This is a genomic window from Nitrospira sp. Ecomares 2.1, from assembly GCF_965152585.1.
The window spans coordinates 4598884-4611268 of sequence record NZ_OZ224219.1; the positions used below are offsets into that span (position 1 = coordinate 4598884).

The 12385-nt window shown below is 52.8% G+C and carries 12 protein-coding genes; 2 read left to right on the plus strand and 10 right to left on the minus strand.

Going from position 1 to position 12385, the window contains the following annotated elements; genetic code table 11:
- Nucleotides 1-63: 63 nt before the first annotated feature.
- The 7 genes from ACWHYD_RS20220 to ACWHYD_RS20250 form a co-directional block, all read right to left on the minus strand.
- Complete coding sequence (locus ACWHYD_RS20220) at nucleotides 64-1089, minus strand: hypothetical protein (RefSeq protein WP_447963799.1); 1026 nt, start codon at nucleotides 1087-1089, stop codon at nucleotides 64-66.
- Entirely contained in the window at nucleotides 1086-2015 is a 930-nt protein-coding gene (locus ACWHYD_RS20225) for a TadE/TadG family type IV pilus assembly protein (protein ID WP_447963800.1), read from the minus strand. The genes ACWHYD_RS20220 and ACWHYD_RS20225 overlap by 4 nt, the downstream gene beginning before the upstream one ends.
- The gene (locus ACWHYD_RS20230; protein ID WP_447963801.1) at nucleotides 2012-4090 is read right to left on the minus strand and encodes a pilus assembly protein N-terminal domain-containing protein; all 2079 of its coding nucleotides are present in this window, start codon (nucleotides 4088-4090) and stop codon (nucleotides 2012-2014) included. The genes ACWHYD_RS20225 and ACWHYD_RS20230 overlap by 4 nt, the downstream gene beginning before the upstream one ends.
- Nucleotides 4091-4368: 278 nt before the next feature.
- Nucleotides 4369-4716 (minus strand): Flp family type IVb pilin, encoded by a 348-nt coding sequence (locus ACWHYD_RS20235; RefSeq protein WP_447963802.1) that lies wholly within the window; start codon nucleotides 4714-4716, stop codon nucleotides 4369-4371.
- An 880-nt stretch (nucleotides 4717-5596) separates the two neighbouring features.
- Nucleotides 5597-5944 carry a Flp family type IVb pilin gene (locus ACWHYD_RS20240; protein WP_447963803.1) on the minus strand — a complete coding sequence of 116 codons (348 nt, stop codon included), beginning with the start codon at nucleotides 5942-5944 and terminating at the stop codon, nucleotides 5597-5599.
- Nucleotides 5945-6262: 318 nt separating this feature from the next.
- Complete coding sequence (locus ACWHYD_RS20245; RefSeq protein ID WP_447963804.1) at nucleotides 6263-7042, minus strand: LytR/AlgR family response regulator transcription factor; 780 nt, start codon at nucleotides 7040-7042, stop codon at nucleotides 6263-6265.
- Complete coding sequence (locus ACWHYD_RS20250) at nucleotides 7039-9177, minus strand: sensor histidine kinase (RefSeq protein WP_447963805.1); 2139 nt, start codon at nucleotides 9175-9177, stop codon at nucleotides 7039-7041. Before ACWHYD_RS20250 ends, ACWHYD_RS20245 begins: the two co-directional genes overlap by 4 nt.
- A 242-nt stretch (nucleotides 9178-9419) precedes the next feature.
- Here ACWHYD_RS20250 and ACWHYD_RS20255 point away from each other — a divergent pair, with 242 nt between their 5' ends.
- Nucleotides 9420-9575, plus strand: coding sequence for a hypothetical protein (locus ACWHYD_RS20255; protein ID WP_447963806.1), 156 nt, complete (start codon nucleotides 9420-9422; stop codon nucleotides 9573-9575).
- Nucleotides 9576-9734: 159 nt separating this feature from the next.
- Here ACWHYD_RS20255 and ACWHYD_RS20260 read toward each other — a convergent pair whose 3' ends face one another.
- The 3 genes from ACWHYD_RS20260 to ACWHYD_RS20270 all read right to left on the minus strand — a co-directional run bounded on the left by ACWHYD_RS20260 (nucleotide 9735) and on the right by ACWHYD_RS20270 (nucleotide 11289).
- Complete coding sequence (locus tag ACWHYD_RS20260) at nucleotides 9735-10037, minus strand: hypothetical protein (RefSeq protein ID WP_447963807.1); 303 nt, start codon at nucleotides 10035-10037, stop codon at nucleotides 9735-9737.
- 363 nt (nucleotides 10038-10400) lie between these two features.
- Nucleotides 10401-10814, minus strand: coding sequence for a MerC domain-containing protein (locus tag ACWHYD_RS20265; protein WP_447963808.1), 414 nt, complete (start codon nucleotides 10812-10814; stop codon nucleotides 10401-10403).
- 4 nt (nucleotides 10815-10818) lie between these two features.
- Nucleotides 10819-11289: a Fur family transcriptional regulator gene (locus ACWHYD_RS20270; RefSeq protein WP_447963809.1), complete on the minus strand. Its 471-nt coding sequence runs from the start codon at nucleotides 11287-11289 to the stop codon at nucleotides 10819-10821.
- A gap of 287 nt (nucleotides 11290-11576) precedes the next feature.
- Here ACWHYD_RS20270 and ACWHYD_RS20275 point away from each other — a divergent pair, with 287 nt between their 5' ends.
- Nucleotides 11577-12101 carry a MerC domain-containing protein gene (locus tag ACWHYD_RS20275; RefSeq protein WP_447963810.1) on the plus strand — a complete coding sequence of 175 codons (525 nt, stop codon included), beginning with the start codon at nucleotides 11577-11579 and terminating at the stop codon, nucleotides 12099-12101.
- Nucleotides 12102-12385: the final 284 nt, after the last annotated feature.

A 12385-nucleotide genomic window follows, 5' to 3' on the forward strand; every position in this document is an offset into this window, starting at 1 on the left:
TGACATTCCTAAAGAGTACCGTGTCGCGTTCAAGCATGAACGCGCATCGTGTATAACATCGCACTATTTCTCCTGATCCGACGCAACAGGCACGGTAATTAACTCCCGTTCTCCCGATCCGTTCAAGGTTTCCACAAACGTGAGCGAAGATTCCGTATTTCCATTTTTTGAAATCCCGCCAGACGACTTCCCTAAAGCCAACGTATTCCCAAAGGGGCTCCAGGGTTGGGATTCCGGTGTCTCGCTGTCCCCGGGATCGTCCGGATGTCCTGAACGAGGAATGGTCGTAATCTCGGCCTTCACAGCCACGGCTTCGGTCAATGAAGCCACTTCTTCCGGGTCCACCGCGATGACGATTTCTTGAACAGGCTTCTTTTTGACCACAAGACCCTGGGTCAGCGTATTCATCGAGAGAGGAATTTCCCGGGTCGTCAACGGTTGAACCAGCACACCGTTTTGCACCAGCACCCGCACGGTGGCTTGTTTGGCCCAATTATGTAAATTCGCCTGGAGCGCTAATTGTTGACCATAGACTCCTCCCATGGTCAATGAGTTGTCCTTCCCATCCGCGTCGATCGGCAATGTCGCGATCAGGTCGAAGCGATCTCCGGGATTCAGGCCATATAACCCGCTGACCTGACCGGCTTCGACCCGCACCGCCCGCTTCCCTGGGGGAATCCCCCCGACTAACCCAGGACGGGAACCACGCGGCAGAAAATCGACTTCCGTGAAAACATATCCGGCAGGCTTCTCTCGCCCAAGGACACGACCGAGAATGTCCGTTAAATTGGTTTTCATTGCCTCGGTCACCTGTTCCGGGGGAAGCAGCACGACAGCCGGCTGCCCTTTTCCGGCATTCCACACATGTTGACGGTTCAATTGGGTGAACGCCGGAATCGTTTGCGCGCTGACCGGAACGGCAACCAGCCCCTCCGTGGAAGGCCCGCAATTCACTCCGAACCAGCAAGGGTTCACCAGGCCGGACACCCACAATCCCCCTAGAATCACGACAAGCATGCCCGCCAAAAAAAACGGGGACGACACGAATCTGACCCACGGCGATCGCGGATGAAACCCGGCAGTTTTCATAAGAACACCTCCCGCCTGGAAATGGCTTGAGCGGAAAGAAGCTTCCTGTAGGGCCTGAGCGTTTCACCGCCAAAAGCCAATTGTCCTCCAAGGCCAAAACGTCCGCCGTACACGCCTACTTCAGGCAAGTCACCAACCCCAAATGGAGTCCCCCGTGGCGGAGCATTTATGGAATCGTCTACGCTTTCATCGTCCGCTTGAATGCGATTGTCCAGGTTCGGTTCAAACGGGCCTCCCGGACCTTGCTGAAACCCGCTCAACATCGCCGCTTGAAACGGATAATTGATGCGAACCGCCACCAGACCCCGTTGAGGAGGCGGATTCTCGGGGTCAAGTGGCACCAGACTGAAAGAGCCGTTCGTGATTTCTTCAAGAACCGGAACCCATCGAATGGCTTCCACGCCATCCGCCCCGCGGGATTCCACCCGTGGAATTCCCACTCCCAGACCACTCGGGGCCGAAGGATCATTCAACAGCGCACCGGGAAACCTCAGCAATCGACGGCTGGAACCTTGTATTTCAGCCTGTTCGAAAATCATGAGCGGTCTCAACATTTTATTGACCATGGGCAACTGATCCAGAAACGCTTGAAACGCCACATCGTCATCGCCAAACGTGTCGAGATCGATGACCAGCAAGGCCGGATCGAATACCTGAGCCAGGACCGTTGGATCCTCCAACGCTTGCTCAAAGGTCATGGCGGCGGGAAGGGGGACCAATGCCAATTCGCGGGCGGCCACACGGGCAGCATCCTGGAGCACTTGAGCGGCAAATACCATTCTTCCGATGTCCACAACCAACGCAACCAGCACATAGAACACCAACGACAGAAAGGCAAATTCAATGAGTACCCCGCCACGTTGTGATGCCACCGGACCGAAGGATGGATGAGCCTTTGTCATCAAGGCTTTTACACTCCACTTCACAAGCCTTTCTCCTCAGGTGCCGGCCATGACTTGAATTCCCAAGCCGGTCGATAGTCGGTGAGAGCGGGAAAAGCCCAGAGGCCCACCTCGGGAATCGGCTCCCTCATAATGACAGGATGAATGACAATAACCAGTTCAACCTCTTCGTCGTTTTGCGTAAACCGTCGAAACAACCAACCCAACCCCGGGATGTCACGAACTCCAGGAATAAAGTCCTGCTGATCTGATTTGTCACGCGAGAGGAGGCCTCCAATCAGGATGGCCTGGCCATCCTGCATGCGTGCACTCGTCTGCATGGACCGGTTTTTGAATGCTGTCGTGGGTTGATTGGTTCCCGTGGCCTCTTCAATGCCCGCCGTCAAGGTCAAATCAGGTGTCACCACTTGCGGAACCGCATCGATTGTGAGATCCCCGTCTTCCCCCACCAGCGCGCGAACACGGAGGGAGATCCCGAATTCACGAAACGTGACAAACTGAAAAACCCCTGCCGCACCAGTGATATCTCCACCGCCGAAAAACGGGGAAAATGCCTGCTCGATCGGGACTTCTCCTCCAACCAGAAAGGCGGCAATTTCTCCAGACAGCACGGTGAGCGAAGGAGAAGCCAGGCTTCGCGCCAAATCCAGACTCTCCAAATAGGTGAAGACTGATCGAATGGCAAACTCGCCGCTTCGAATAAACGTGTCGGCTACAAGCGTACCGGTCAGAAAGCCCAAAATGTTTCGGGCCCCGGACTCGGGGGCTGACCCGAAATTGTCAAAGGTCCCGACAAAATCCGAGCCATAGGATCGCAGTTTTGTCCGATTGACTTCATAGAGTTTAATGTTGACCCGAATTTGCGGAAGATCCCTCACATGAAGAAAAGAAATAATGCGCCCATTGGCCGCTTCGATCACTTTGGCCCGGCCCAGATTCGATTGCACCAGGTTACTGACGCGCCCCGACCTACCTGCCCCTCCAAACAGCTGGCCAATTCCACCGCCGCCCCCACCAATCATCATTCGCCCTTGCTGCCCTTGCTGCCCCCCTTGCTGTTGTCCCAATCGACCGGCCAACGCCCCCGCTTCATCACCCACCACGCGAATACTATGTCGCGTGGCGCCGTGGCCGGTCAGCATTCGGGAACCCACCTCCAGCACACGCAAGAGGGCCACTTGATTTTTCACCGACCCCTCCAGGACAAAGACATCCTGCTCATCATCACGCACAATACCTCGTTTGACTCGCCGCACCGTCACCTGCTCACCCCCAAGATTCCGAATTGCCTCTTGCATGCGCTCCTCGGGAGTAGCCGGCAACGTATCCAATTGAATCAGATTGATAATGGTGCCGCCGACCGGGATGGCCTCCGCGACTTCAATGTGGGCGGAGGAATCGCTTGATGGGGATTCTCCATCCCCCTCATCATCGGAAGAAGAGCTGGATGATCCCGAGGATTGACTCGAACTTCCGGGCTGAGATTGATTTGCCCGCTGCCCGTCGGAACTTTTCACAAAGGGCCCTTGACCTGCCTTTCTTTCTCCCGTTCTGGCATTCACATATTTCTGCGCGATTCCCTCCGCCGCCTGAGAATAGGTCACATCAGGAACCTTTCCGGTCAGGATCAAGGCGTCACGGTCCGGAGCGCTGGTCACACCGATGCTGGGATGAACGTTATGCAAAGCCGCATGCAGAACGGAAAGATCCAACTGCACATTGCATTGATAATGACGAATCGCTCCTGACTGAAGCCAGACAATGACCGAGGTGCGTCCGGGCCGCTGACCAAGAAACAAGATTTCCTTATTGTTAATCAACTGAGCCGAAACGATGGACGTATCGCCCACCGCAACCCGCTGCACCGGATCATCAATCAACACACGTCGGTGTTGGGCCACAATCACGGGCAAAGGGGTAGGAGACTCCGGGGATTTTTTAAGAACTATTGTCGTTGGGGATAGCTTCGAAGAGGGCGTTTGGGCTATTGCGGTGGGAAGAAGAAGCAGAAAAATCCCGCTCACCAGGAGGCTCATGCGCCGGATATTCTGATAGCCCAGAGTGACAGGCTTTGGCAATCCAGCTGGATTATCTTTCATTTTATTCGTTATACCCTCGTTCATCTACACACCGGTTCTATCTTGCTCCAGGCCCAATCCGCTCTTCCCCCACATGTCCTGCAAGGGCTTGTATGGTCCGACTGTAAAGGTCTTATAGGAGATTGCTTCGCTCGCCCACGAGGTGATTCTTCTGGACTGTCAGAGTCATCCAATGAACGGCTATTTTTTACCAATGGACGGCTCAAACAAAAAGCCTTCCCGGCCTGACTCGACCGGGAAGGCTTTTCACTCGCGTGCATACACAAACCCTTGGGAGCTTACTCAGCTTGAGCTTCGACAACCAATGTCGAAATACTCGTAGTGGTCCCAAGATTATTTCCTAGCCGTTCGGTGCCGGCGTTGGCAACAATGCCGCCAATATCCAAGGCAATGGCATCGCCACCGGGTCCACCATCTACACTGGTTTCAATGATTTTTCCTGCGACAATCGGGGCATTATCGTCAGCATGTGCCCCGGGCAACACCGCAGCGACCGCGGCCATCATATCCGAGGTTTTGTGGCCGAATACCGACACGGCGGCAGCTCCGATCAAGGCAATTCCCGCGACGAGAAGGCTATATTCCACCAACGCCGCGCCCGCTTGACTACGTAACTTTTTAAACATACGAAAACCCTCCTTGTAAGTGATATTGACGCCTTAAGGACCCTGGAGGGTCAAAGAGGACCAATCCTCCTTCAAGCGTCCGGGCGCTCGCCCAAGACCCGGTAATCCGGAATTAGTTTTTGACTGAATGGGTTAATGGAATTTTAGAAGGCACCCTTATCTGTTCACTTATAAGGTCGCCATCTCATGCATTCCACTTTCTTTTTTTGAACAGTTACATTCATGTCATGAGCAGTTAATGGCCTATATGACTGGATTGAAGTGGTGGAGGGGAAAACCGGTGAGAGAGCGAAGAACAGTGTAGGTCTCTTACAAACTCTGGGTTTGCCCAACAAAACGGGACTGGTTAACGCTAGCCCTAAGCAATTGGTATGTAACCCGGGTGGGGTGACGTATCACCCTCATATGCTTACAACATTCGGATTGGCCTGAGTTGTGGGCGTTAGTCATTTGGTTGTTGAATCATCTCTCAGGGCAACCTGAATGTCGCTACATGCTCCGCGATCCCATAACCCTACCGATATGGACCCGTTTGAGGCAGATTACGGAACAACTATTTTTGCATGCTGAAAGCGACAGAGGGAGCAAAGTTTCAAACGACAGAGATGACGCAAGCAGGATGCTCAGAATTGCCCCGTTTTGGCTCGTCCACCACGACTTGGTTGGCGCGCCTTTCGTTCTGCGGCGCAGGCTAGGAACGCCGTCTGAGGACTTCTCCGGGATCCTATTAGTGCCTCGAGACGACTTCACTATCATTAATTGTCAAAATGACTTGCATCCCCAACCTTTTGAATGTGCTCGACAGACAACAAAAAGCCTTCCCGGCCTGACTCGACCGGGAAGGCTTTTTACTCGCATGCATGTACAAACCCTAGGGAGCTTACTCGGATTGAGCTTCGACAACCAATGTCGAAATACTCGTAGTGGTCCCAAAGCTATTTCCTAGCCGTTCGGTGCCGGCGTTGGCAACAATGCCGCCAATATCCAAGGCAATGGCATTTCCACCAGGTCCTTGACCATCTGCGGTTTCAATAATCTTACCGCTGACAATGGGGCCATTATCGTCAGCATGCGCCCCGGGCAACACCGCAGCGACCGCGGCCATCATATCCGAGGTTTTGTGGCCGAATACCGCCACGGCGGCCGCTCCGATTAAGGCAATTCCCGCGACGAGGAGACTATATTCCACCAACGCCGCGCCTGCTTGACTACGTAACTTTTTAAACATGGGAAAACCCTCCTTTGAGTAAAGTTGACACCTCATGCACCCTTCTGGGGCCAAAGAGGACCAATCCTCCTTCGAGCGTCCGGGCACTCGCCTGAGACTTACGATTTCCGGAAACCTGTCACTGAACGGACTACACGGCTTTCCATAAACTTTCATTTCGAATACCAGTCAATTTATAAAGGCGGGATGCGCGTAATCCACAGTCTTTTTTTATGAACGGTCATATAATTTCATGAGCGGTTGATTGGCCTGAATGAATGGATTACGGCAGAGGGGGAAGGGAGAACCGGCAAGGGACCGGTCCTCAAGGCAGGCTTCTTATAACCTCAAGATTTGGTGCCGTAAAAAACGTGACTGACTGCGACTGACTCTGAGTTGTTGGGTATTGGTCAAGGTGACGACATACGACCCTCCCGGCATAGTAGCCACCCGGCATATCGACTCCACATTGACCAAAGTCCCGCGACCCAAACGCACGAATCGTCTGGGATCCAGTCTGGCCTCAAGAGCCTTGAGCCGATGGCTGATGGTATGACGTTCCTTTCGAATCGTGGTGATATGCATCAACTCTCCATCCGAGACGATAGAGGCAATCTGATTGACCGGCAGGAAAATGATCTCTTCCTTCTTTTTGATCGGGAGACGGTCCATGTAATCCGAATCCTCCGGAGGGCTCCCCTCCTGGCCGCGCGGTCGAGCTTCCAATTCATTCGCCATGACATCATCCCGTTCCAAACGCTCCTTTGCCCGTTTGATGGTTTTTCGCAGTCGCAAGCGATCGACCGGTTTCAACAAGTAGTCGATGGCCTCGATATCAAACGCTTCAATGGCATATTCATTGTGAGCAGTGACAAACGCAATCAACGGAATATGCCCCTTTTTAATGGCCTTGACCATAGAGAGGCCATCCATTCCAGGCATTTGGAGATCCAGCAATGCCAGATCGGGTTGTTCCCGTTGAATGAGGCTGATCGCGTCCTCACCGTTCTCCGCTTCGCCCACAATGTCGACATCATCCAGGGTCTTCAAGGTTGTCGCCAGAAATGACCGTGCCGGCCGCTCATCATCAACAACAATGACCCGGATTTTTCCGCTCATTCTTTCGCTCCCTGGACGGAATGAAGACATTCGGATTCTTCTGCCAGGAGATCGCTCGAACGAACAAGAGGAATACGGATGTGGACAATCGTGCCAAGCTTCGGGTTTCGATGCATGGATAACGTGGCATGATCGCCATAATGTAATTGCAAACGTTTCTTGATATTGGCCAACCCGATCCCAGCTCCCCAGGCAGCCTCCTGCCCCTTCCCTGACAGACCATGTCCCGTATCCTGCACCGTAATTACGAGCTCAGGAGTTATCCATGCTCCGTGATCATTTTCGTTTTTCCGCTGTTCCACTTCGGCCTCGATTTTAATGACCCCTCCCTTGGCACACTTTTGAATACCGTGTTTCACCGCATTTTCCACCAGTGGTTGCAACACCAGAGCCGGCACCCGTAGATCCCGTAAATTTGACGGCACATTGACTTGATAGGCCAACCGCCGTTCGAAACGTGCCTGTTCAATCATGAGATAAGCCTGGACCAAATCCACTTCCTGGCCCAAGGTGGAAAAATCCCCCTCAAGATGCTTCAACACGCCTCTCAGCAACTCCGTCAGCCGCATGAGCGTGTCCAGCGCCCGCGCCGGTGCCGTTTGAATAAGATAGCCAATGGTGGTTAAGGCATTAAATAAAAAGTGAGGATTCAATTGGGTGCGCAGAGCCCGGAGTTCCGCCTCAATGGTCAGTTTTCTCATTTCCTGCTCTCGAATGGCGACGGCACAGCGCTCGTGGGCCGAACGCACCGCATCGATCCTTCTGGCAATGATATGGGCCACGGCTTCCAACAGGACCAGATCGTCCGAAAGCAATCGCCTTCGATGGAAAAACCCCTGGATCACCAGAACGTATTGAGGCAATTCCATCGTTGGAATAACCACGAGGAACTCTTCTCCGCAAGGCGTGGCCAAAGAAGACCCTCTGCTCCCTTTTCTGACCAGGCTTCCAACGGAGACCGCTCCACTGGCCAGAGATTCTTCCTCCCGATCCCCGTCAAAGGAGCCGACCTGGCCCGGCCATTCAGACCCGGCCTCGCCGTCCAGTCTCCAAGGCCTCCAGGTAATCTGTCTGGCCAACAGAGCTGGCTGGAGTAACGCGCCGACATGGGACAAAATCCGTTCGGGCTCTTCCTCCTGATTAACCTCGATCGCCACCTCCTGCCTGAGCTGATCGTAGTCCGGACGCCGCAACACAACGACATCCACCAGCCAGATCACCGCTTTTCGCAAATGGGGATAGGCCAACGCAGTGATGATCCAAAGTGCAAAAAAAACACCAAGCCGGGATAGGTTGACCATTTCATTGTCCGGGTCGAGCCGTAACACCGGAATCCCAACGGTGATCAACGCACCAAGCGTCACCAGGGCCAACACCAAAAACGATAACGCCCGCTTCAAGAAAAGGTCTCCCAGAGCAAAGCGGTAGTCCTGATAGAGAATGGCCAAGGCCAACAGGAGGTTGGCGTGATGACCGACAACCTCCATGCCCCAGGAATATTCCCCGGTCTCATGCTGACTAAAGGGAAGGACCGCAATGGCCAATCCGGAGAGCACCACGATTCCCCCCATATAATCCCACCCCTCAGCCCTTAACCTGACAGCAAGAAGCCAGATCAAAAGCACGAGAAAGCCCCAGACCATGGCCTGGAGCGCTGCTCCGGACATGCTCCCCGATTCCCCGCTTAGAGCAGCATGCAGGTGCATCAGGGATGCCCACCCGCTTAACACAAATCCGGATGCAGAAATCAATCGACGAATCCAGGCAGGCAGGCCAATGGGCTGCGTTTTAACCATAGCCAGAACAACGACAGCGGGAAGAAACCCCAAGGCGGAGACCGCCAGCGCATACAACACCGGAAGCGGTTCGGTCAGGTGTAGATTCGGAAGCAGAAAGGCCAGCAGGGCTCCAACATTCCACAGCAAGCCTAAAATTGCCGTCCAACATGCAAGCCATCTGGGTGATTGGGCAGAGGGTTCGCTCTGACCCTTTTGGGTCGATTCCTGCAACGCTTGGAAAACCAGCCACAACAACATGGCATACAAAATCATGCCGATGGCGTACCCGCTGACATGCGCGATAAACGAGACAGAGAAATCGGACACTTCAGTCAACATGGCATCGTTCCATGACATCCATTTCCTTTCCTTCCCAAAATTGGCGCCTCATCATAGAGCCGATAGATTATTTCCACGAAGCTAACCTGACGAGTGGTCGTTTTAACCAATCAGTGGTCGTTTAATCCCGGTATTGTGGCCAGGGTTTTTCCGGATCAATCTCTTTGTCCACTCTCAAGCTAGGCCCAGATTCGGCCGAACATATCAATATGTCCTCAGCCATCGCCTCTACAGACCAACCCATGAGAACACACACGACAATGACTGTTTTTCTGACAATGCTGCTCATCTTTTCTATCGTGAAGCCGGCCCTTGCCTGTGGAATGGTCGGCATCGTCTTTATTCACACCAGCCTCCACTTACGCCGGCTCCGGCACCTGTCATCCTCTTATCTGGATCGTCAACTATCTGCCTAATAGCCTAAATCTCGCGAGGCGGGATGAAGACGCAAGCTAGAGCAGAGACGCCCGAGATCCCGATATCGACAGAACGAAGATCCGCGTCTGTCCAAGATTCCTGAAGGAACTCAGGGGTAGTTTCAGCTTTTCGAAATACGGGTTGAGAAATTCTGGAAATTACGATTGGGGAGGAGCTCGAGGTGAACAGGAGGAAATAACCGGCTGGTTATTGAAACATGAGGGTGCTTGGACCACCACATCGCCGGATCGAGACAAACAAAGCCATGAAGAATTCACATCGAACGACAGGGAACCTGTCGTCTGAATATGTACCCAATCACAGAGATCGAAATCCGAGTGGGCATGGCCGCCGAGGTCTGCCCCGGCCAGGACATGCTGGACGCCCAATGCCGAAGAAAGAGGCAGGATAGCCAGGATGACGGCAAGAAGAAATCCAATAATTTGGTGTTGTGTTTTCATGCCAAATTCAATAATAGAACAATAGAAGCACTTTAACCAAGGCACATGGAGTATTTCAATTCATCGGCGCCTGTATCTAGGGGCGGATCCGACCCTCTCCACCTGATGCGTGGTACTGCTTGGCAGATAGTAAGAACAGCCGCGGCTTTGGGGAATATGCTCAAGGAATCCGACGCAGTTCTTTTTCGAGCGTATGTTATAACCAGCTGTATGTGGCAGGGTCTTTGCGAAGGGCTTATTCCCCGCTGGATTTACCATAATGCTCCGCATGGTTCTTAATCCTCTCGTTCTCTGGTTGCCGGCACCCTGACCCAAAAGGACACAATTCCCGCATAGAAACCGTGCCCTGTGTTTATACTCCTGTTAAGGGCACCCTATGCAACGGCAGAGCCGCCGGTTCCAAAATCCAGCCCATGCGATAACACTTGCCCCCGTAATATCCAGGGCGATCTCTCCGAGACTTTGGTGATCCATCCACACACGCGAGATCAACAACAACCCCACACCGATTCCGGATACGCAAGCAGGCCGCTTGTCACGATGAACGGAATAGGTGGTCAACAATCCGAATCCTGCCAGAAGCCCGATCGTTCCAAAGAACAGCCATTCTGTACGTTCACCAAACATCATTTCCAGAATCCCATTCCATTCCCCGGACGAATGCGCAAGAATGAAGGGCAAACTTAACAGCACTATCGGCGTGAGGGCACAATGGATGGCGCAAACCAAAGAGGCCAAAGACCCGATCTTTGAAAGATGAAGACCAAGGGATTTCATGGCTTCATTGACAGTCGGGGCACAAGCCGTTGAATTCTAAAGACTGGTCATTCACCAGGAAACTGGTCTTACTTTTAATAAGGGATTTGAGTCGTTTCAACGAGGGAAGACAAAGCGATTCAATTCTTCCGCATTTCTGACAACGCACATGGTAGGAGAGAGCACGCCCATCCCGCCATTCGTAGCGGAATTGCCCCTCCTGGGCAAACGCCAATTGCGCCACCAATCCCAACCGGGACAGGACCGCTAAAATCCGGTATACCGTGACCCGATCGATAGATACATCATCTCCCTGCAATCGCCTAAACACCTCCAAGGCACTCAAAGGATGGTCGGCTCTTTGTAGCACCTGCAGGACCGCCTGCCTCGGGCGGGTAAACCGGTAACCCGCTGTCCGTAAGGCTTCCTTATACGTTTTTGGTAGTCGGCTCACTTGCATCGCATTCAATTGACGGCTTTCCTCCCATCGATTCATAAAAACGGAAGCCTAATGAAAAAAATTTTCATCTGCATGAAAATAAAAATGGATGGTCATTTACGGCCGACCATCTGCCAATCCACCTCACTTTCCAACGACATGAACCAGCGATATATGCCAGAGCCGGATCAAGTCCGTCACAGAGGACCCGATATCATGTAAAGATGGGGAGAGCAACGTTAAATCATGTTTTCATCCTGCTCAGGCAAACCATTCCCTAATGTGAAACCCGTCCTGCCGTGATCATGAGGTAAACCTACGCTTTTCTCACACAGGAACAATTGATGAACACACTCGAAGACAAACTTGCGCGCGCGGGAATGACCGCCTCATTCATTTGTGCCATCGAATGCTCATTGACGCCTTTCGCAGTCTTAGTTCTTCCTCTTGTCGTCGGATCACAGCCTGAAATCTCAGCCCGCTTCCTTCCGGAGACCTCGCATATATTCGACTGGATTCTTATGGGAATCGTGGGTTGCCTGGCCCTGGGAAGCCAAATACTCACCATCCCTCTCCATCGAAATCCGGCCCCGCTCATCCTGTCCGGAATAGGATTCCTCCTAATGATATATGGTCGCGTTGGGTGGGAAGATGGTCAGGCTGGCGAATCCCTGTTCGTGATCAGCGGCGCAGTTGTGTTGATTGGAGCGGGGTGGCTGAATCGACGATTGCATCACCAGGGCTGCAGACTTCATACACACACCTGTTCGACCGCGGACAAGCCTGCGTCACACCGGCCTCTTTCTGTGCTCCACACCCACACGTCAAACGGTGACTTCCTTGGCCAAGGAAAGAATGAGTGTTCATAAATGGCCCTGATTCGTCAGGTTGAAGAAAAAGAAAGATTCGCTCCGCAGTAAAGTTCTTAAACCAGCTATATTTCGCGTAAGACATACATTTGTTTATGGCAAATGTCTGACTCCACGCAAAAGCGCTTATGACGGCAATAAAAAACCCATCTCTCTCCCGCGTAAATCATCCAAATCACAAAAATCCCCGAATTCGGAAAGTTCCGTTTCCAGGCCCTTTTCAGACAACGTAGAAGAGTGGCAAGGGTTCTATCAACTTGCTAAAGCCTCATTCAGCAGGGCAT

Coding starts and splice junctions, on each gene's coding strand:
- ACWHYD_RS20220 (WP_447963799.1), bottom strand. CDS start 1,089: ATGAAAACTGCCGGGTTTCATCCGCGATCGCCGTGGGTCAGATTCGTG.
- ACWHYD_RS20230 (WP_447963801.1), bottom strand. CDS start 4,090: ATGAAAGATAATCCAGCTGGATTGCCAAAGCCTGTCACTCTGGGCTAT.
- ACWHYD_RS20235 (WP_447963802.1), bottom strand. CDS start 4,716: ATGTTTAAAAAGTTACGTAGTCAAGCGGGCGCGGCGTTGGTGGAATAT.
- ACWHYD_RS20240 (WP_447963803.1), bottom strand. CDS start 5,944: ATGTTTAAAAAGTTACGTAGTCAAGCAGGCGCGGCGTTGGTGGAATAT.
- ACWHYD_RS20245 (WP_447963804.1), bottom strand. CDS start 7,042: ATGAGCGGAAAAATCCGGGTCATTGTTGTTGATGATGAGCGGCCGGCA.
- ACWHYD_RS20250 (WP_447963805.1), bottom strand. CDS start 9,177: ATGTCATGGAACGATGCCATGTTGACTGAAGTGTCCGATTTCTCTGTC.
- ACWHYD_RS20255 (WP_447963806.1), top strand. CDS start 9,420: ATGACTGTTTTTCTGACAATGCTGCTCATCTTTTCTATCGTGAAGCCG.
- ACWHYD_RS20260 (WP_447963807.1), bottom strand. CDS start 10,037: ATGAAAACACAACACCAAATTATTGGATTTCTTCTTGCCGTCATCCTG.
- ACWHYD_RS20265 (WP_447963808.1), bottom strand. CDS start 10,814: ATGAAATCCCTTGGTCTTCATCTTTCAAAGATCGGGTCTTTGGCCTCT.
- ACWHYD_RS20270 (WP_447963809.1), bottom strand. CDS start 11,289: ATGAATCGATGGGAGGAAAGCCGTCAATTGAATGCGATGCAAGTGAGC.
- ACWHYD_RS20275 (WP_447963810.1), top strand. CDS start 11,577: ATGAACACACTCGAAGACAAACTTGCGCGCGCGGGAATGACCGCCTCA.